Source organism: Streptosporangium brasiliense, from assembly GCF_030811595.1.
GTDB classification, from domain to species: Bacteria; Actinomycetota; Actinomycetes; order Streptosporangiales; family Streptosporangiaceae; genus Streptosporangium; species Streptosporangium brasiliense.
Window position 1 is genome coordinate 1,820,711 of sequence record NZ_JAUSRB010000001.1, and the last position, 22,668, is coordinate 1,843,378.

The 22,668-nt window shown below is 76.0% G+C and carries 2 protein-coding genes; both read left to right on the forward strand.

Features of this window, described 5'->3' with window-relative positions:
* The first annotated feature begins 49 nt into the window (after positions 1–49).
* A complete protein-coding gene (locus J2S55_RS08055; RefSeq protein ID WP_306858412.1) occupies positions 50–22,471 on the forward strand; it encodes a non-ribosomal peptide synthase/polyketide synthase in 22,422 nt (7,473 codons plus the stop codon).
* Positions 22,468–22,668 carry an MbtH family protein gene (locus J2S55_RS08060; protein ID WP_306858413.1) on the forward strand — a complete coding sequence of 67 codons (201 nt, stop codon included), beginning with the start codon at positions 22,468–22,470 and terminating at the stop codon, positions 22,666–22,668. Before J2S55_RS08055 ends, J2S55_RS08060 begins: the two co-directional genes overlap by 4 nt.

Below are 22,668 nucleotides of genomic sequence, written 5' to 3' on the forward strand. Positions count from 1 at the left end.
CGCGGCTCGGTTGAGCCGGTTCCGTACAGCTTGGGAGGCGCGGTCGACTGTGTCTGCTATCGAAGAAGCGACGGCTGATGAGGCGGTGGCGTACTGGCGCCGGCAGCTCGCTCCGCTCCCGCAGGAAACAGCCCTTCCGGTCGACTTCCCCTATCCGCTGCTGCCCGCCGAGGAGCGCCGGACGCGCAGCCGCGCGCTCGCCGTCGCCGCGCCCGAGGCGTCCCTGCTCGCCGCGTATGTCGCGCTGCTGCACCGCTACGCGGGCGCGGCGGACGTCAGCGTCGGCTACGACGGGCTGCCGGTCCGCGTCGGGCTGAGCGGTGAGATGAGCTTCGGCGAGCTGGTCCGGCGCGTGGCCGACGCCTGCGAGCAGGCGCGGGCGCACCGGCTCCCGCTGTCCGCTCTCGTGGCCGAGCTGCGGCCGGAACCCACCCGCGGCGGCGGGCTGCTGTTCAACGTGGGCTTCGGCACCGGCGCCACGGCGGGGGAGAGCGCCGGCCCGCTGGATGTGTCCGTGGACGTCTCGGCGGGACAGGCGCGGGCGACCTACCGCCCGGACCTGTTCGAGGCCGCGACCGTCGATCGGCTGCTGGGCCACTACGAGACGCTGCTGGCCGACGGCCTGGCCCGGCCGGAGACCCCCGTCGGCGAGCTGGAGCTGCTGGGCGCCGGGGAACGGCACCGGATCCTCGTCGAATGGAACGACACCGGCCACTCCGTCCCGCCGCTCACCTGGCCGGAGATGTTCGCCGAGCAGGTCCGCAGGCGGCCGGAGTCCGTCGCCCTCGTGTTCGAGGACGTCTCGCTCACCTACGCCGAGCTGGACGAGCGCGCCAACCGGCTGGCCCACGCGCTGATCGCCCGCGGCGCCGGGCCCGAACGGGTGGTGGCCCTCGCCCTGCCCCGGTCGGCCGAGCTGATCGTCGCCGAGGTGGCCGTCCTGAAGTCCGGCGCCGCCTACCTGCCGCTGGACACCGACTACCCGGCCGACCGCGTCGCCTACATGCTGGCCGACGCCGCGCCCGTCTGCCTGGTCACCACCGCCGACACGGTGGCCGACATCCCCGGGCACGCCGGCACGGAGCCGCTGGTCCTCGACGCGCCGGAGACGGAGCGGGAGCTGTCCGCCCGCCCGGACCACGACCCGACGGCGGCCGACCGGGGACCGCTGTCGGTCCTCAACGCGGCATACGTGATCTACACCTCCGGCTCCACCGGCCGCCCCAAGGGCGTCGTGCTGTCCCACGCGGGCGTCGCCAAGCTGGTGGCCACCCAGAGCGAGCGATTCGGCGTCGGGCCCGACAGCCGTGTCCTGCAGTTCGCCTCGCCCGGCTTCGACGTGGCCTTCTGGGACCTGTGCCTGGGCCTGCTCTCCGGCGGCCGCCTCGTCGTCGCGCCGGCCGAGCGCCGGGTGCCCGGCGCGCCGCTGGCCGACTACGCCAACGCCAACGGCGTCACCTTCATGATCCTGCCCCCGGCCCTGCTGGCCGCCATGCCGGACGACGTCCTGCTGCCGCCCGCCGCCACCCTGCTGGCCGGCACCGAACGCGTCTCGCCCGAGCTGGTCGGCCGCTACGCGCGCGGCCGGATGATGTTCAACGCCTACGGCCCGACCGAGGCGACCACCAACTCCACCCTCGGCCTGTGCGACCCCGACATCCCCTCCGGCTCCATCGTGCCCATCGGCGGCCCCGACCCGGGCACCCGGGCCTACGTGCTCGACAGCCGTCTCAAACCCGTCCCCGCCGGGGCCACGGGCGAGCTGTACCTCGGTGGCGCGGGGCTGGCGCGCGGCTACCTCGGGCGGCCGGGCCTGACCGCCGAGCGGTTCGTCGCCGACCCCTTCGGGGCGCCGGGGGAACGGCTGTACCGCACGGGTGACCTGGTGCGCTGGAAGCCCGACGGGCGGCTGGAGTTCCTCGGCCGCGCCGACTCGCAGGTGAAGATCCGCGGCTTCCGGATCGAGCCCGGCGAGATCGAGTCCGTGCTGCGGGGGCACCCGGCCGTGGACCAGGTCACGGTCGTGGTCCGCGAGGACCGGCCCGGAGACCGGCGGCTGGCCGCCTACGTCGTCCCGTCGCTGGAGGCCGGGGCGGGCCACGACGAGACCGGGCAGGTGGAGGAGTGGAAGGGCCTGCACGAGCTGCTCTACTCCGCCGCCGGCGCCGAGGGCTTCCAGGAGAACTTCGCGGGCTGGAACAGCATGTACGACGGCCTGCCCATCCCGGTGGAGGAGATGCGGCAGTGGCGGGAGGCCACGGTCGGCCTCATCGAGGAACTGGGGCCGCGCCGGGTGCTGGAGATCGGCGTCGGCAGCGGGCTCATCCTCTCCCGCGTCGCGCCCGGCTGCGAGACCTACTGGGGCACCGACCTCTCCGAAGAGGCGGTACGGGCGTTGCGCGGCCAGGTCGACGCGGTGGCGGACCTGGCCACCCGGGTGGAGCTGCGCGCCCAGCCCGCCCACGACGTCACCGGGCTGCCCGAGGGCTTCTTCGACACCGTCGTCGTCAACTCCGTCGCCCAGTACTTCCCGAGCGCCGCCTACCTGGCCGACGTGCTGCACAAGGCCGGGACGCTGCTGGCCCCCGGCGGCCGGGTGCTCGTCGGCGACGTGCGGAACCTGCGCCTGCTGCGCTGCCTGCGGGCGGCCGTCGAGACCCGGCGCGGCGCCGACCCGCAGGACAAGCAGGCCCTGCGGGCGGCTGTCGAGCGGTCCGTGGCGTGGGAGGGCGAGCTGCTGCTCGACCCCGACTTCTTCGCGGCGCTGGAGGACTTCGAGGCCGACATCCGCGTCAAGCGCGGCACCTGCCACAACGAGCTGACCCGCTACCGCTACGACGTGGTGCTGCGCAAGCGGGACACCGCCACCGCCGCCACCGTGCCGGGCGGCGCCGGGGCGCCGGCCCCGGTGGACGCGGAGGAGACCCGCCGGGCCGCCCCGGATCCGGAGGAGGCCGGCGGGACCGAGCTCGGCGGGGAGGATACCGGCCGGGCCGGCCCGGGGCCGGAGGAGGCCGGCCGGGCCGAGCCCGGCGGGGAGGAGATCCGCTGGGCCGACCTCGACGACCTCGATGGCCTCGACGGCCTGGACGCGCTCGACGCGCGCCTGACCGGCCGCCCCACCCTGCTCCGGGTCACCGGCGTGCCCAACGTCCGGCTCGCCGAGGACCTCGCCGCACTGGGCGCCCTCGAGGACAGCAGCCGTCCCGCCGCCCGGACCGGCGGCGCCGACCCCGAGACGCTGCACGCCCTCGGCGCCCGGCACGGCTACCGCGTGACCGTCACCTGGAACGGCCACGCCGACGACGGCGCCCTCGATGTGGTCTTCGCCGTCGGGGACACGCCGTCCGGCGGCCTGTACCGCCCGGCCGGCGGCTTCCCGCACGCCAACCGGCCCGCGCCGTTCCGGGACGTCACCAGCCTGATGAAGGCCCTGCGCTCGTACGCGGCCGGGTGGCTGCCCGAGTACATGATCCCCTCCGCCTTCGTCCCCCTTGTCCGGCTCCCGGTCACCCCGAGCGGCAAGCTCGACGGCGCCGCGCTCCCGGCCCCCGACTACGCCGCCCTCAGCTCCGGACGCGCCCCGCGCGACGCCCGCGAGGAACTGCTGTGCGCGCTGTACGCCGAGGTGCTGGGTCTGGGGTCGGTCTCCGTCGACGACGACTTCTTCGCCCTCGGCGGCGACAGCATCATCGCCATCCAACTGCTCATCCGCGCCCGCAGGGCCGGGGTGCAGCTCACCTCCCGGGACGTCTTCCGGCACCGCACGGTCGCCGCGCTGGCCCGGGTCGCGGTGGATCGCGCCGACCCCCGGGACGCCGGGGACGCCCTCCGGGACGCCGCGGACGGCCTCCCGCTCGTCCGGCTCACGGCGGACGAGCTCGCCGAGGTCCAGGGCGGGCACCCGGTCGCCGTCGAGGACCTGCTGCCGCTCAGCCCGCTCCAGGAGGGCTTCTTCTTCCACTCCCTCGTGGACGGCTCGGACGGCGACGCCTACGTCGTCCAGCAGGTCGTCGAGCTGGCCGGCCCGGTCGACGGCGAGGCCCTGCGCCGCGCCGCCCAGCGGCTGCTGGACCGGCACGCCCCGCTGCGCGCCTGCTTCCGCCGGCGCCCGGACGGCCGGCCGGTTCAGATCGTCGCCGGGCGGCTGGAACTGCCCTGGCGAGAGGTGGACCTGTCCGGGCGGGACGGTGAGGCGCAGCGCCCGCTCGTCGACGCCGTCACGGCCGACGAGCGCGCCCGCCGCTTCGACCTGGCCCGGCCGCCGCTCGTGCGCTGCGCGCTGGTACGGCTCGGGCACGACCGCGGCCTCCTGGTGCTGACGTTCCACCACATCGTGGCGGACGGCTGGTCGCTGCCGGTGCTGCACCGCGAGCTGATGGCCTCCTACGGGACCGTCCCCGCCGCGCTGCCCGAGCCGGCCCCCTACCGCGAGTACCTGCGCCGCCTGTCGGCGGCCGACCGCGACGCCGCCCGCGCGGCCTGGCGGACCGCGCTCACCGGGCTCGACGGGCCGACCCGCCTGGTCGACGTCCCAGCGGGCGGCGCGCCGCTGCGGACCGGGCAGATCCGCGTCGAGCTGCCCGAGCGGGTCACCGCCCGGCTCGCGGCCCGCGCGAGGGAGCACGGGGTGACCCTCGGCACGATCGTCCAGAGCGCCTGGGGCCTGCTCCTCGGGCGGCTGACCGGCCGCCAGGACGTGGTCTTCGGCACCACGGTCTCAGGCCGTGACGCCGAGGTCGACGGCATCGAGTCCATGGTCGGCCTGTTCATCAACACCCTGCCGACCCGTTTCCGGTGGCAGCCCGCCGACACCCTCGCCGAGCTGGTGGACCGGCTCCAGCACGAGCAGGCCGGTCTCCTGGACCACCAGCACCTCGGCCTCGCCGAACTCCAGCGCATCGCCGGGCTCGTCGGGGGCGGCGAGCTGTTCGACACCCTCGTCGTCTTCGAGAACTACCCGGCCGGCACCGGCCTGGCCGACCCCTCGGGCACGGTCCGGATCACCGGCCACGAGTTCCACGACACCGTCCACTACCCGCTCGCCCTGATCGTCAAGCCGGGCCGCCGGCTCGACCTGCGCCTGAAGCACCACACCCAGCGGCTGGACGGCGAGCGCGTCCAGCGGATCGCCGACCGGCTGGTCCGGATCCTCCGGGCCCTGGCCGCCGACCCCGGGCAGCGCGCCGCCCGCGTCGACCTGCTGTCCGGCGAGGAGCTGGGGCGGGCGCAGCAGGAGGGGGAGGAGCGGGACGTCCCCGCGACCACCCTGGCCGCCGCCTTCGAGGCCCAGGCGGCGCGCACCCCGCGGGCCACGGCGGTCGTCCACGAGGGGGAGAGCCTCACCTACGAGGAGCTGGACACCCGCGCCGAGGCGCTGGCCCGCCGCCTGCGGGCCCGCGGCGCGGGCCCGGAACGGATCGTCGCGGTCGCCGTGCCGCGCTCGGCGGAGCTGATGGTCGCCCTGCTCGGCGTGCTGAAGTCCGGCGCCGCCTACCTGCCGCTCGACCTGGACTACCCGGCCGACCGCGTGGCGTACATGCTCGCCGACTCCGGCGCGAGGACGGTCGTGACGACCGCCGCCGCGGCCTCGCGGCTGCCCCGGACCGGCGGGCCGGCCCCGCTCGTCCTCGACACCCCGGACACCCCGGACACCCCGGACATCCCAGACGTGCCGGACACCCCGAAAACGCTCGACACCCTGCTCGTCCTTGACACCCCGGACGTGCCGGACGCCCCGGATACTTCGGACACCCCGGACGGCGGCGGCCGGCGCACGGACCCCGCCCCGGCGGCCGCGGGGCCGGACGATCCGGCCTACCTGATCTACACCTCCGGGTCCACCGGACGGCCCAAGGGGGTCGTCGTCACTCACCGCGCCATCGTCAACCGGCTGGCGTGGATGCAGGGCGAGTACGGGCTGCGCGCCGACGACCGGGTGCTGCAGAAGACGCCCGCCGGCTTCGACGTGAGCGTCTGGGAGTTCTTCTGGGCGCTGTGCGAGGGCGCCGCCGTGGTGCTCGCCAGGCCCGACGGCCACCGCGACCCGTCGTACCTGGCCGGGCTCATCGGCCGGGAGCGCGTCACGACGATGCATTTCGTGCCGTCGATGCTCGAGGCATTCCTGCGGGCCGACGAGGTTACCGCCGACCCGTCCTGGGCCGCCCCGCTGCGCCGCGTCTTCAGCAGCGGCGAGGCGCTGCCCGGCGCCGCCGCCGCACGCTGGCGGGCGCTCACCGCGGTGCCGCTGCACAACCTGTACGGGCCCACCGAGGCCGCCGTCGACGTCACCCACCACGTCTGCGACGGCTCCGCCGACACCACCGTGCCCATCGGCCGCCCGGTGTGGAACACCGGGCTGCGGGTGCTGGACTCCTGCCTGCGCCCGGTGCCGGCCGGCGTGCCCGGCGAGCTGTACCTGACCGGCGTACAGCTCGCCCGGGGCTACCACATCAGGCCCGGCCTGACCGCCGAGCGGTTCGTGGCCGACCCGTACGGCCCGGCGGGCGGCCGCATGTACCGCACCGGCGACCTGGTGCGCCGCCGCGAGGACGGCACCGTCGAATACCTGGGCCGCACCGACCGGCAGGTCAAGCTGCGCGGCAACCGCATCGAACCCGGCGAGATCGAGGCCGCCCTGACCGGCCTGCCCGCCGTCGCCCAGGCGGCGGTGGCCGTCCACGGGACGGCGCTCGTCGCCTACGTCGTCCCCGCCGGCGACGGGCGGCGCCCCCTCGACCCGACCGCGCTGCGGGCCACTCTCGCCGCGGAGCTGCCCGCGCCCATGGTCCCCGACGCGTACGTGGAGCTCGACGCCCTGCCGCTGACCCCCAGCGGCAAGCTCGACCGCGACGCGCTCCCCGCCCCCCGGACGGCGCGGGCCGAGGCCCGCGCCCCGCGCGACGGGCGCGAGCGCGCCCTCACCGAGATCTTCGCCGCGGTGCTCAGGCTCGACGCGATCGGGGTCGACGACGACTTCTTCATGCTCGGCGGCGACAGCATCACCTCGATCGGCGTCTCCAGCCGCGCCCGCCGGGCGGGCCTGGACCTGAGCCCCCGCGACGTCTTCGAGCACCGCACCCCCGCCGGGCTGGCCGCCGCCGCCGCCGCGGCGGCGGCCGCCACGCCGGTCGCCGCCGCGGCCCGTGACCTGAGCTCCGCCTTCGAGCTGACCGAGGAGGAGACCGAGCGCGTCCGCCGCCTCGGCGGCGGCGCCGTGGAGGACATCTGGCCGCTGGCCCCCCTCCAGGAGGGCCTGTTCTTCCACTCCACCTACGACGACGGCGCCCTGGACGTCTACACCGTCCACGAGTCCTTCGACTTCGCCGCCCGTGTCGACGCCGATCGCCTGCGCGCCGCGGCCAGGGCGCTGCTGGCCCGCAACCCCAGCCTGCGCGCCGGTTTCACCAGCGACGGCCTGCGCCGGCCGGTGCAGTTCATCGTCGCCGACCCCGAGATACCGCTCGAAGAGGTCGACCTGTCCGGGCTGCCCGCCGCCGGGCAGGACGCGCGGCTGCGCGAGCTGATGGAGGCCGAGCGGACCCGCAGGTTCGACCTGGCCCGGCCGCTGCTCTTCCGGATGCTGCTGATCCGCCTCGGCGCGGACCGCGGCGACCGGCTCGTCGTCGGCCGGCACCTGCTGCTGTGGGACGGCTGGTCCGCCTGGCTCTTCCTCGACCAGCTCTTCGCGCTGTACGAGAGCGGCGGCGACGCGCGCGGGCTGCCGCGCCCTGGCTCCTACCGCGACTACCTGACCTGGCTGGAGGCACAGGACACCGGGATCGCGACCCGCGCCTGGCGCGCCGCCCTCGACGGGCTGGAGGAGCCCACCCTGCTCGCCGCCGCGGACCAGGGCCGGCAACCGGTCATCCCGGAGAGCCTGGAGACCGTCCTCCCCGCCGAGCTGGGGCAGCGGCTGCGCGAGAGCGCCCGCCGGCACGCCCTGACCCTCAACACGGTGCTCAACACCGCCTGGGGCCTGGTGCTGGCCGGCGCCACCGGCCGCACCGACGTCGTCTTCGGCACGACGGTCGCGGGCCGGCCGAGCGAGGTGCCGGACGTCGAGAACGTCATCGGCATGTTCCTCAACACCGTCCCCGCCCGCATCGCCTTCGACCCGGCCGAGCCGGTGCTGGACCTGCTGCGGCGGGTCCAGGGCGAGCGCCTGGCCCTGATGCCGTACGAGTATCTCGGCCTGGGCGTCCTGCAGGCCGAGACCGGCCACCGGCAGCTGTTCGACACCCTCTTCGTGCTGCGCAACAGCGACACCGAGGAGCGGCTGGCGGAGCTGTCGGAGCGGCACGGCGCCACCGCCGTGGCCAACGTCGACGCCACCCACTACCCGGTCAACCTCATCGTCACGCCGGGGGAGCGGATCCGGATCACCCTCGCCCACCGGCCCGACGTCATCGACCGCCCGCGGGCCCAGGCCCTGCTGGAGCGCTTCGCCCTGCTGCTGGAACGGCTGACGCGCGACCTGGCGGCGCCCGTCGGCGGCATCGACCCGCTGCTGCCCGCCGAGCGCGCCGCCCTGGAACGGGAGTGGGCCGCCGGCCGCGTGCCCGCCCCGCGGGAGACCATCGCCGACCTGCTCGCCGCCCAGGCCGCCCGCACCCCCGGCGCGACCGCGCTCGTCTTCGGCGACCGCAGCCTCACCTACGCCGAGCTGGACGCCCGCATCAACCGCATGGCGCGGCTGCTGCTCGCGCAAGGCGCGGCGCCGGAGCAGGTCGTCGCGCTCGGCCTGCCGCGCTCCATCGACATGGTCGTCGCGCTCTTCGCCGTGCTGCGCACCGGCGCCGCCTACCTGCCGCTGGAACTGGACCACCCCGACGACCGGCTCGCGATGATGCTCGCCGACGCCCGGCCGGTGGCGCTGCTGTCCACCGCCGCCGTCGCCGCCCGGCTGGCGGGCGGCGTCCCGGACGTCCCGCGCGTCGTGCTCGACGACCCGGCGGTGGCCGGGGAGCTGGCCGGGCTCCCCGGCGGTCCGGTCACCGAGGCCGACCGCCCCCGCTTCAGCCTGGAGCACCCGGCGTACGTCATCTACACCTCCGGATCCACCGGACGGCCCAAGGGGGTCGTCACGCCGTACCGCGGCCTGACCAACATGCAGCTCAACCACCAGAAGGAGATCTTCGCGCCGGCCGTCGCCTCGGCCGGCGGGCGCCGGCTGCGCATCGCGCACACGGTCTCCTTCGCCTTCGACATGTCGTGGGAGGAGCTGCTCTGGCTGGTCGAGGGGCATGAGGTGCACATCTGCGACGAGGAGCTGCGGCGCGACGCGGTGGCCCTGGTCGCCTACTGCGAGGGCCACCGCATCGACGTCGTCAACGTCACCCCCACCTACGCCCACCTGCTGATCGAGGAAGGGCTGCTGGAGGGCCACCGCCCGCCGCTGGTGCTGCTCGGCGGCGAAGCGGTGTCGGAGGCGGTCTGGAACCGGCTCCGCGACACCGAGGGCACCTACGGCTACAACCTCTACGGCCCCACCGAGTACACCATCAACACCCTCGGCGGCGGCACGGACGACAGCCCCACCCCCACCGTCGGCCGCCCCATCCGCGGCACCCGGGCCCACATCCTGGACGCCTGGCTGCGCCCCGTCCCCGACGGCGTCCCCGGCGAGCTGTACATCGCCGGCGTCGGCCTGGCCCGCGGCTACCTCGGCCGGCCGGGTCTGACCGCCGAACGGTTCGTCGCCGACCCGTACGGCGGGCCGGGCGAGTGCATGTACCGCACCGGCGACCTGGTGCGCCGCCGCGCCGACGGCAACATGGACTTCCTGGGCCGCACCGACGACCAGGTCAAGATCCGCGGCTACCGGGTGGAGCTGGGCGAGATCGAGACCGCCCTGGCCCAGCACCCCCGGGTCGCCCAGGCCGCCGTCATCGCCCGCGACGACCCCGCCGCCCCCGGCACCCAGCGCCTCATCGGCTACCTCGTCCCCGCCGGGCCCACCGGGCAGGAACGGGAGTCGGCCGAGCGGGAGCGGATCGGCGAGTGGCGGGAGATCTACACCGACGAGTACGAGCAGATCGGCACCGCCGTCTTCACCGAGGACTTCGCCGGATGGGACAGCAGCTACGACGGGCGGCCCATCCCGGTCGAGCACATGCGCGAGTGGCGCGAGCAGACCGTCGCCCGTATCCGGGAGCTGCGCCCGCGCCGGATCCTGGAGATCGGCGTCGGCTCCGGCCTGCTGCTGTCACGCCTGGCCCCCGAGGCGGAGGCGTACTGGGCGACGGACTTCGCCGCCCCCGTGATCCGCAAGCTCGGCGAGGACCTGCGGCGCGACCCCGGGCTGGCCGCCAGGGTCGAGCTGCGCTGCCAGCCCGCCCACGTGACCGAAGGACTGCCCACCGGCTACTTCGACACGATCGTCGTCAACTCCGTCGTCCAGTACTTCCCGAGCGTCGACCATCTGACGGAGGTCATCCGGGGCGCCATGCGGCTGCTGACGCCGGACGGCGCCCTGTTCGTCGGCGACGTGCGGAACCTGAGAACGGCCCGCGCCTTCCACACCGCCGTCCAGCTCACCCGCGCCGGGCGGGACGCCGACCCCGAGCAGGTCCGCCGGGCCGTCGAGCGCGGCCTCGCGCTGGAGAAGGAACTCCTCGTCGACCCCGACTACTTCACCACCCTGGGGCTCGGCGTCGACCTGCGCACCAAGCGCGGCACCCACCACAACGAGCTGTCCCGCCACCGCTACGACGTCGTCCTCCACCAGGGCGAGGCCGACCTCCGGCTCGGCGACGAGCCGGTGCTGGAGTGGACCGGCGACCTCGCCCGCCACCTGCGCGAGCGGCGGCCGGAGCGGCTGCGGGTGACCGGGATCCCCGACGCCCGCGCCGCCAGTGAGCCCGGCGCCGCGGTGACCGGGGGAGTGGAGCCCGAGTCGCTGCACGCGCTCGGGGCCGAGGAGGGCTACCGGCTCCTCACCACCTGGTCGCGCGAGCCGGGCCGCTACGAGGCCGTCCTCGTGCGGGAGGAGTTCCGGATCACCGCGGGCCTGTACCGGCCGGGCGGCGGCACGCCCCCGTACGCCGGCACCCCGACGGCGGCACGCGAGGCCGACGGCCTGGTGCGCCTGCTACGCGAGGACCTCCGGCGGAGGCTGCCCGACTACATGGTGCCGGCCGCCTTCGTCACCCTCGACCGGCTGCCCATGAACGACAACGGCAAACTCGACGTACGGGCGCTGCCCGACGCCGGAGCGGCGGTGGCGCCGACCGGCGGACGCGGTCCGCGGACCCCCCGGGAGGAGGTGCTCTGCAGGCTCTTCGCCGAGGTCCTCGGCCTGCCCCAGACCGGCGCTGAGGACGACTTCTTCGACCTCGGCGGCCACTCGCTGCTCGCCACCCGGCTCATCAGCCGGGCCCGCACGGAGCTGGGCGCCGAACTGGCCATCCGCGACCTGTTCGAAGCGCCGACGCCCGCGCTGCTGGCCGGGCGCGCGGACGCCGGCCGCCCGGCCCGCCCGGCCGTCGGGCCGGCGGGCCGGCGCCCCGAGCGCGTCCCGCTCTCCCCGGCGCAGCGGCGGCTGTGGCTGGCCGAGCGGCTCAGCGGCGGCGACGCCTACCACTTCCCGCTGGTCTTCCGGCTGCGCGGCGCGCTGGAGACCGGCCCGCTCCACCAGGCGCTGCGCGACGTGGCAGGCCGTCACGAGGCGCTGCGCACCGTCCTGGCCGAGCACGAGGGCGAGCCGTACCAGATGGTCCTGCCCGCCGCCGAGGCCGAGCCGCGCCTCACCGTCGAGGACTGCCCGCGGGAGGAGCTGGACGCGCGGATCGGCGCCGCGGTCGCCCGGCCGTTCGACCTGGGCACCGAGCTCCCGCTCCGGGCCGAGGTGTTCCGGGTGGCCCCGGACGACCACGTGGTGGCGATCGTGCTGCACCACGTCACCACCGACGAGTGGTCCGACCGGCCGTTCCTCGCCGACCTCGGCACCGCCTACCGGGCCCGCCGCGAGGGCCGGGCGCCGCAGTGGGCGCCGCTGCCGGTGCAGTACGCCGACTACACCCTCTGGCAGCGGCGGCTCCTCGGCGAGCCCGCCGACCCCGGCAGTGAGGGCGCGCGGCAGCTCGCCTTCTGGGCCGGGACGCTGTCCGGCCTGCCGGAGGAGATCCCGCTGCCGCTCGACCGGCCCCGTCCCGCCGAGCCGACCGGCCGCGGCGGAACGGTGCGCGCGGAGCTGCCCGCCGGCACCGTCCGCGCGCTGCGCGCCATGTGCGCCGAGACGGGCACCAGCATGTTCATGCTGCTGCAGGCCGGGGTCGCCGCCCTGCTGCACCGGATGGGGGCGGGCACCGACATCCCGCTGGGCGCGCCGATCGCCGGGCGCACCGACAGCGCCCTGGACGACCTGGTCGGTTTCTTCGTCAACACCCTGGTGCTCCGCGCTGACCTGTCCGGCGACCCGACGTTCACCGAGCTGCTGACCCGGGTCAAGAACGCCGACCTGGCCGCCTTCGAGCACCAGGACCTGCCCTTCGAGCGGGTGGTGGAGGCGCTCAACCCGCCGCGCGTGCCGGGCCGCAACCCGCTGTTCCAGGTCATGCTGGGCTACCACTACCGCCCCGACGGCGATCCGCAGGTGCTCGGCCTGCCCACCGAGTGGTGGCCGACCCGGATCCGGACCGCGAAGTTCGACCTGGACTTCACCTTCGTCGACCACGCCGGCGAGGACCGCGTCCTGCTGCTGCTGGAGTACGCCGCCGACCTCGCCGACCCGGGGACGGCCCGGGCGCTGGCCGAGCGGACCGTGGCCCTGCTGGACCGGCTGGCCGCCGAGCCGGACCGGCCGATCAGCCGGATGCCCGTCCTGACCGAGGAGGAGCGCCGGGCGTCCCGCGGCGCCTGGAACGACACCGCGCGACCGGTGGAGCGGCGCACGGTCCCCGAGCTGTTCGCCGAGGCCGTCCGGGTCCGGGGTGACCAGGTGGCGCTGGTCACCGGCGACGGCCGGCTGACCTTCACCGAGCTGTCGGCCAGGGTCGACCGCGTCGCCCGGCTGCTGCTGCGCCGCGGGGTGAGCGCCGAGAGCGTGGTCGGCCTGGCCCTGCCCCGGGCCGAGATGGTGCCGGCGATCCTCGGGGTGCTCGCCGCCGGCGCCGCCTACCTCCCGCTCGACCCCGGCTACCCGGCCGGACGGCTGGAGTACATGCTCGGCGACGCGGCACCGGTCTGCGTGCTCACCACCACGGCCATCGCCCCGGCGCTCCCCGCCGGGGGAGTGGAGACGCTGCTGCTCGACGCCCCGCCGGCCACCGGGGAGCCGGAGCGCCCCTCCGGCGACCGCCCGCCCCTCCCCGGAGCCCGCCCGCTGCCGTCGGCCGCCGCCTACGTCATCTACACCTCCGGATCCACCGGCAGGCCCAAGGGCGTGCTCGGCACCCACCGCGGGCTGAGCAACCTGTTCGGCTCCCACCACGAGGACCTCATCGGCCCAGCCGGCCGGGCCGCCGGCCGCGAGGTGCTGCGCGCGGTGCACGCCGCGTCCTTCAGCTTCGACGGCTCCTGGGAACCGCTGCTCTGGCTGCTGGCCGGACACCAGCTGCACGTCGTCGGCGAGGCCACCATGACCGACCCGGCGGCGCTGCTGGCCTACCTGGCGGACGAACGCATCGACTTCGTCGACCTCACCCCCACCTACCTGCAGGAACTGGTCCACCACGGCTTCCTCGACCCCGGCCGGTACCGCCCGGGGGTCATCGCGGTGGGCGGCGAGGCCACCCCCGCCCCGCTCTGGGAGCGGCTGTGCGCGCTGCCCGGCACGGTGGTCCACGACCTGTACGGGCCGACCGAGTGCGCCGTCGACGCCTACGGCTGGCACAGCGGCGGCCCGGAGCGGCCGCGGCCCTGGGCGGCCCCGCTGGCCAACACCCGCGCCCACGTGCTGGACGGCACGCTGTGCCCGGTCCCCGTCGGGGTGCCCGGCGAGCTCTACCTGGCCGGGGAGGGACTGGCCCGCGGATACCTGGGCCGCCCCGGGCTGACCGCCGGACGGTTCGTCGCCGACCCGTACGGCGCGCCCGGCGGTCGTATGTACCGGACCGGCGACCTGGTGCGCCGCCGCGCCGACGGCGCCCTCGAATTCCTCGGCCGGGCCGACGACCAGGTGAAGCTGCGCGGCTTCCGCATCGAGCTCGGCGAGATCGAAGCGGTGCTGCGCGCCCACCCCGGCGTGACGCAGGCCGCCGTGGCGGTCCGCGAGGACAGCCCCGGCGCGCGGCGGCTGGTGGCCTACACGGTCCCGCCGTCCGGCCGGAGCGCCGCCCCCGCCGAGCTGCGCGCGCACGTCGCCGCCGCGCTGCCCGAGCACATGGTGCCGGCGGCCTTCGTGGAACTCCCCGCCCTGCCGAGGTCGATCAGCGGCAAGCTGGACCGCCGCGCGCTGCCCGCCCCGGACCCGGCGGCCCCCACCTCCGGGCGGCGCCCCCGCGACGCCCGCGAGGAGATCCTGTGCGAGCTGTTCGCCGCCGTGCTGGGGGCCGCGCAGGTGGGCGTCGACGACGACTTCTTCGCCCTCGGCGGCCACTCCCTGCTGGCGATGCGGCTGGTCAGCCGGATCCGCTCGGCGCTGGGCGCCGAGGTCGGCCTCCGCGCGGTCTTCGAGGCCCCCACCGTCGCCCGGCTCGCCGGGCGGCTGCGGGAGGGGCGGGGCGGCGTGCCCGCTCCCACCCCCGCCGTCCGGCCGGAGCCGCTGCCGCTGTCGTCCGCCCAGCAGCGGCTGTGGGTCCTGTACCGGCTGGAGGGTCCGAGCGCCACCTACAACATCCCGACGGCCTGGCGGCTGTCGGGCCCGCTGGACCCGGACGCCCTGGCGGCGGCCGTACAGGACGTGGCGGTCCGGCACGAGAGCCTGCGCACGGTCTTCCCCGAGCGGGACGGGCGCGCCCATCAGGTCGTCCTGGACCCGCACCGGGTCCGCATCGACATCCGCGCCGAGCAGGTCGCGGAGGCGGACCTCCCCGGACGGCTGGCCGAGGCGGCCGGGCAGGGCTTCGAACTCGACCGCGAACCGCCGCTGCGGGCCCGGATCTTCCAGGTGGCGCCGCAGGAGCACGTGCTGCTGCTGGTGGTCCACCACATAGCCGGTGACGAATGGTCGGACGGGCCGCTGCTGCGCGACCTGTCCACCGCCTACCGGGCCCGTCACGAGGGTCACGCGCCGCGGTGGGCGCCGCTGCCGCTCCAGTACGCCGACTACACCCTCTGGCACCGCGACCTGCTCGGCGACGGCGACGACCCGCACAGCCCGCAGGCCCGCCAGCTCGCCTTCTGGCGGCAGACCCTGGCCGGCCTGCCCGAGGAGCTGGCGCTCCCGGCGGACCGGCCGCGTCCCCAGCAGAGCAGCCACCGCGGTGGGGCGGTCGGCCTGTCGCTCGGCCCCGAGCTGGAGCGCGGTATGCGCCGGCTCGCCCGCGCCCACGGTGTCAGCATGTTCATGGTGGCCCAGGCGGCCGTGGCCACGCTGCTGCACCGGCTGGGCGCGGGGGAGGACATCCCGCTCGGCGCGCCGATCTCCGGACGCGCCGACGAGAGCCTGGAGGACCTGGTCGGCTTCTTCGTCAACTCCCTGGTGCTGCGCACCGACCTGTCCGGCGGGCCGACCTTCGCCGAACTGCTGGCGCGGGTGCGCGAGACGGACCTGGCCGCCTACGAGCACCAGGACCTGCCGTTCGAGCGGCTGGTGGAGGCGGTCAACCCGGCCCGTTCGCTGGCCAGGCACCCGCTGTTCCAGGTGATGGCCGTCTACCTGACCGGCCCGGGCGGCACCCCCGACCTGCCGGGGCTGACCGTGCGGCCCGAGCCGCTCGGCCAGGAGAGCGCGAAGTTCGACCTGAGCTTCGACTTCGTCGAGCGGGGGGAGGGCGACGGCATCCAGGGCTGGATCGAGTACAGCGCCGACCTGTTCGACCACGGCACGGTCGAACAGCTCGCCGGGCGGCTGCTGCGGCTGCTGGAGCAGGTGGTCGCCGACCCCGACCTGCCGGTCCGCCGGTTGGAGGTGCTGGAGGAGCGCGAGCGCCGGCTGGTCGTCGGAGAGTGGAACGACACCGCGCGGGCGGTGGCGCCGATCACCCTGCCGGAGCTGTTCGCCGCCCAGGCGGCGCGGACGCCGGAGGCGCTCGCCCTGGTCGCCGGCGGCCGGCGGCTGACCTACGCGGAGCTGGACGCCGAGGTCGAGCGGGTGGCGCGGACGCTGGCCGGGATGGGGGCCGGCCCCGAGCGCACGGTGGCGGTGGCGCTGCCGCGCTCGGTGGAACTGGTGGTCGCGCTGCTGGCGGTGCACCGGACGGGCGCGGCCTACCTGCCGCTGGACGCCGGCTACCCGCGCGAGCGCGTCGCGTTCATGCTGGAGGACGCGCACCCGGTCTGCGTGCTGCGGGACGGGCTGCCCGACGGCCCGCCGGGAGAGCTGCCCGGCTCCTACGATCCCCGGCACCCGGCGTACGTGATCTACACCTCCGGCTCCACCGGCCGCCCGAAGGGCGTGGTGGTGCCGCACGAGGGCATCGTCAACCGGCTGCTGTGGATGCAGGACGCCTACGGCCTGACCGCCGAGGACCGCGTGCTGCAGAAGACGCCCTCCAGCTTCGACGTGTCGGTGTGGGAGTTCTTCTGGCCGCTGATCACCGGGGCGACGCTGGTGGTGGCCCGGCCGGAGGGGCACAAGGACCCGGCGTACCTGGCCGGGCTGATCCGGGACGAGCGGGTCACCACCGTGCACTTCGTGCCGTCGATGCTGCGGGCGTTCCTGGCGGAGCCGGGCGCCGCGCGCTGCCCGGGGCTGCGCCGGGTGATGTGCAGCGGCGAGGCGCTCCCCGCCGACCTCGCCTCCCGCTTCCACTCCGTGCTCCCCGCCGAGTTGCACAACCTGTACGGGCCGACCGAGGCGTCCGTCGACGTGACCGCCGCCCGGGTCCTGCCCGGGACCGGCCCGGTCCCGATCGGCCGGCCGGTGTGGAACACCCGGGCGTACGTGCTGGACGCCGCGCTGCGCCCGGTGCCGCCGGGAGTGGCCGGGGAGCTGTACCTGGCGGGAGTCCAGCTCGCCCGGGGATATCTGGGCCGCCCCGGGCTGACCGGCGAGTGGTTCGTCGCCGACCCGTACGGCGGGCCCGGCACGCGCATGTACCGCACGGGTGACCTGGCGCGGTGGGACCGGGAGGGGAAACTGGAGTTCCTCGGCCGGGCCGACGACCAGGTCAAGATCCGGGGCTTCCGGATCGAGCCCGGGGAGATCGAGGCGGTGCTGTCCCGCCACGAGGCGGTGGCGCACGCCGCGGTGGCCGTCCGCGAGCAGCGGCTGATCGCCTACGTCGTCCCGGCCCCCGGCCGGGCGGCCCCCGGCGGCGCGGCCCTGCGCGAGCACGCCGGCGCCGCGCTGCCCGAGCACATGGTCCCGGCCGCCTTCGTCACCCTGGAGGCCCTTCCACTCACCCCGAACGGCAAGCTCGACCGCGGGGCCCTGCCGGCCTTCGACTTCGCGGCCGAGGTGAGCGACACCCTCCCGCGCACCCCGCGCGAGGAGCTGCTGTGCGAGCTGTTCGCCGCCGTCCTGGGCCTCGGACGGGTCGGCGCCGAGGACGACTTCTTCGCCCTCGGCGGTGACAGCATCGTCGCCATGCAGCTGGTCAGCCGGGTCCGGGCGGCCGGGCTGGTGATCAGCCCCCGGGACGTCTTCCGGCACAGGACGGCCGCCGCGCTGGCCGCGGTCGCCGGCGCGCCGGAGGCCACCGGCGGCACGGCCGCGCCCGCCGCGCTGGTCACGCTCACCGACGACGAGCGCGCCGGGATGCCGGACGCCGCCGAGATCCTGCCGCTGACGCCGCTCCAGGCCGGCCTGCTGTTCCACGCCTCCTTCGACTCCGGCGACGGCGGGCCGGACGTCTACACGGTGCAGGTGTCCTACGAGATCGACGGCCCGCTGGACGCGGCCCGGCTGCGCGAGGCCGGCCAGGCGCTGCTCGACCGGCACGAAAACCTCCGCGCGGGCTTCCGGTACCTGCCCTCCGGCCGCCCGGTGGCCGTCGTCCCGCGTACGGTCACCCTGCCCTGGCGCCAGGTGGACCTCTCGGAGCTGGACGAGGCGGCCCGGGAGGCCCGGTGGGCCGGCTGTCTCGCCCAGGAACGGCGCCGCTTCACACCGGCCGAGCCGCCGCTGCTGCGGCTGATGCTGGTCCGCCTGGGGCCCGGCCGGCACCGCCTGGCACTGTCGCACCAGCACCTGCTGCTGGACGGCTGGTCGCTGCCGCGGCTGATGGGCGAGCTGTCGGAGCTGTACGCCCGCCGGGCCGGAACCGCCGGCCCGCCGGTCCCCTACCGTGACTATCTCGCCTGGCTCGCCCGGCAGGACGCCGACGCCTCCGCCGCCGCGTGGGCCGAGGCCCTGGACGGCCTCGAGGCGCCCACCCACCTGGCGCCCGCCGACCCGAACCGGGCCCCGGCCGTGCCCGAGACGCACACCACGCACCTGACCCGGGAGCTGACCGAGGCCCTGACGGCCCTGGCCCGCTCCCGCGGCCTGACCCTCAACACCCTCGTCCAGGGGGCCTGGAGCATCCTGCTGTCCCGGCTCACCGGCCGCGACGACGTGGTCTTCGGCGCGACCGTCTCCGGACGGCCCCCCGAGCTGGACGGCGTCGAGTCGATGATCGGCCTGTTCATCAACACGGTCCCGGTCCGCGTCCGCGTCCGCGACGACGAACCCCTGTCGGCGTTCCTCGGCCGCCTCCAGGACGAGCAGTCCCGGCTCATCGCCCACCAGCACCTCGGCCTGGCCGACATCCAGCGCCGGGTCGGGCTGGGCGAGCTGTTCGACACGCTCGTGGTCTTCGAGTCCTATCCCGACGCCGGGGGCGACGCCTTCGGCGACGGGCTGCGCGCCGCCGTACACGACCACCAGGACTCGACCCACTACCCGTTCACCTGGGCGGTCGAGCCCGCCGAACGCCTCGTGCTGACCGCCGAGTACCGGCCCGACCTGTTCGACCGCGCGACGGCCGAGCGGATGGCCGCCTCGATGGTGCGCCTGTTCGAGGCGATGACGGCCGACGCCGGGCAGCCCACCGGCCGGGTCGACATCCTCGGCGCCGCCGACCGCCACACCATCCTGCGGACCTGGAACGACACCGCCCGGCCGGCCGCGCCCGGCGCGCCCGCCACCGTCCCGGCGCTCTTCGAGGCCCAGGTGGCCGCCACCCCGCACGCCGTCGCGGTCGTCTCGGGCCCGGTCAGCTGGACCTTCGCCGAGCTCAACGAGCGCGCCAACCGGCTCGCGCGCCTGCTCGTGGAGCACGGCGCCGGGCCGGAGCGGATCATCGCCCTGTCGCTGCCGCGCTCGGCGGACTTCGTCCTGGCGATCCTCGCCGTGCTGAAGTCGGGCGCCGCCTACCTGCCCGTCGACGCGGACCTGCCCGCCGGGCGGGTGCTCGACATGCTGGAGGACGCCCGGCCCCTGCTGATCCTGACCGCCGGGGAGCCGGCCGCCGCCCTGCCCGGCGGCAGGGTGCCCCGGCTGCGGCTCGACACGGCCCGGACCGCCGGGCGGCTCGCCGCGCAGCCCGGGGACGACCTCACCACCGCCCCGGACCCGCGGCACCCGGCGTACGTCATCTACACCTCCGGCTCCACGGGCCGCCCCAAGGGCGTGGTGGTCTGCCACCGCAGCGTCGTCAACCTCTTCCACAGCCACCGCCGGATGCTCCACGACCCGGCCAGGCGCGCCACCGGCCGCCGCCACCTGCGCGTCGGCCACGCCTGGTCGTTCTCCTTCGACGCCTCGTGGCAGCCGCAGCTGTGGCTGCTGGACGGGCACGCGCTGCACATCCTGGACGACGAGACGCGCCGCGACCCCGAGCTGACGGCCGCGGCCGTCCGCGCGCGGGGACTGGACTTCATCGAGGTCACGCCCTCGTTCTTCGCGCAGATGGCCGACCTCGGCCTGATCGAGGACGGCCGGTGCCCGCTCGCCGTGATCGGTGTCGGCGGCGAGGCGGTGCCGGACTCGCTCTGGAGCGACCTGGCCGCCCTGCGCTCCACCGAGGCGTTCAACCTCTACGGCCCCACCGAGGCCACCGTGGACGCCCTGGCCGCCCGGGTCCGGGACAGCGGGCGCCCGCTGATCGGCCGCCCGGTCGGCAACACCCGCGTCTACGTGCTCGACGCCGCCCTGCGGCCCGTCCCGCCGGGCGTCACCGGGGAGCTGTACCTCGCCGGCGAGGGCCTGGCCCGCGGCTACCTGGGCCGCCCGGCCCTGACCGCCGAGCGGTTCGTCGCCGACCCCTACGGGCACCTGTTCGGCGCGGCCGGCAGCCGCATGTACCGCACCGGCGACCTGGCCCGCTGGAACGCCGACGGCCAGGTGGAGTACGGCGGGCGCGCCGACGACCAGGTGAAGATCCGTGGTTTCCGCGTCGAACCGGCCGAGATCGAGGCCGTGCTGGACCGGCACGGGTCCGTCGCCCAGGTCGTGGTGGTCGCCCGCGAGGACCGGCCCCGGGTCAAGCAACTGGTCGCCTACGTGGTCCCGGCCGAGGACGCCGCGGCCCCGGACCCGGCCGCCCTGCGCGCCCACGCCGGGACCGCCCTGCCGGACTACATGGTCCCGGCGGCGGTGGTGATCCTGGACAGGCTGCCGCTGCTGTCCAACGGCAAGCTCGACCGCAGGGCGCTCCCGGCGCCGGACTTCACGGCCACCGACGGCGGCCGTGAGCCCGCCGACGACGCCGAGCGCGCCCTGTCCGCGATCTTCGCCGAGGTGCTCGGCCTGGCCCGGACCGGCGTCGACGACGACTTCTTCGCCCTCGGCGGTGACAGCATCGTCGCGATGCGGCTGGTGAGCCGGGTCCGCGCGGCGGGCCTGAAGATCACTCCACGTCAGGTCTTCCAGCATCGCACCGCCGCCGCCCTGGCCGCCGTCGCCGGCGCGCCGGTCCCCGACACGGAGGAGCGGGCATCCGGCGACGGCACGGGCACGGTCCCGCTGACCCCGATCATGCACGCCCTGCGCGAGCGGGGCGGCCCGATCCGGGGCTACCACCAGGCGGCGCTGCTGCGGATCCCCGCGGCGGTGGACGAGACCGGGCTCCGGTCCGTGCTCCAGGCCGTCATGGACCGGCACGACATGCTCCGCGCCCGCCTGGAGAGGACCCCCGCCGCACCCCGCCCCGCCGGGGACGGCGCCGAGCGGTGGTCGCTGCGGGTGCCCGCCCCGGGCACGGTGGAGGCGGCCTCCCGGCTCGTCCGGGTCGACACGGCCGCGGCCGGCGAGGCGGAGCTGCGCGCGGCGGTCGCCGAGCACGCCCGCGCGGCCCGTTCCCGCCTCGACCCGGACGCCGGCGACATGCTGCAGGCGGTCTGGTTCGACGCGGGACGGGAGCGCCCCGGACGGCTGCTGCTGCTGATCCATCACCTGGCGGTGGACGGCGTGTCCTGGCGGATCCTGCTGCCCGACCTCGCCGCCGCCTGGCAGGACGTCGAGGCCGGCAGGCCCGTGACGCCGGCGCCGGTCGGCCTGCCGTTCCGCCGCTGGGCGGAACTGCTCGGCGAGCGTGCCACGGACCCGGCCCGCGAGGACGAGCTGCCGCTGTGGACCTCGATCCTGGAAGGCGGGGACCCGCCGCTGACGGCGCGGGCCCTCGACCCGGCGCGGGACGTCGCCGCCACCTCGCGGCAGCTGTCCCTCACCCTGCCCGCCGACCGTACGGCGCCGCTGCTGGGCCGGGTGCCCGCCGCCTTCGGGGCGGGTGTCAACGACGTGCTGCTGACCGCCCTGGCACTGGCGGTGGCCGACCGGCGCCGCCGGACGGCCGGGCCGGGGCACGGCGGCTCGGTGCTGGTGGACCTGGAGGGGCACGGCCGCGAGGCGGAGCTGGCGGGCGAGGCCGACCTGTCGCGCACGGTCGGCTGGTTCACCAGCGTCGTCCCGGTCCGGCTGGACCCGGGCGCGGTGGACCTGGCCGACGCGCTCGCCGGCGGGCCCGCGCTCGACGGGGCCGTGTCCCGGATCAGGGAGCAGCTGGCCGCCCTGCCTGCGGCGGGCGTCGGCCACGGCCTGCTGCGGTACCTGAACCCGGTGACCGGGCCCGAGCTGGCCCGGCAGCCGGGGCCGCAGATCCAGTTCAACTACCTCGGCCGCTTCGGCGTCCCCGAGGCGACGGACTGGTCGTGGGCGGCCGAGGGCGAGGCGGCGGAGCTGGGCGACGATCCGCGGATGCCGATGTCCCACGCCCTGACCGTCAACGCGCTGACCGAGGACCGGCCCGCGGGGCCGGAACTCGTCGCCTCCTGGTCCTACGCCTCCGAGGTGCTGGCCGAGGAGGCCGTCCGGGATCTCGCCGAGACCTGGTTCCGGATGCTGGAAGCCCTGGTGGACCGCGCCCGGGCGCTGACCGCCGACCCCCTGCACACGACAGGATCGACCGCCGACCCCCTGCACACAACAGAGGAGAACCCCGCATGAGCAACCCGTTCGACGACCCCGAGGGCGTCTACTCCGTCCTGGTCAACGACGAGGGACAGCACAGCCTGTGGCCCGGCTTCGCCGAGGTCCCGGCCGGCTGGACCGTCGTCCACAGCCCCGGCGCCCGCCAGGAGTGCCTGGACCACATCGAGGCCAACTGGACCGACATGCGCCCCAAGAGCCTGATCGAGTCGTAG

Excerpts from the sequence above, each read along its gene's own strand:
- J2S55_RS08060 (WP_306858413.1), top strand. The coding sequence starts at position 22,468 with ATGAGCAACCCGTTCGACGACCCCGAGGGCGTCTACTCCGTCCTGGTC.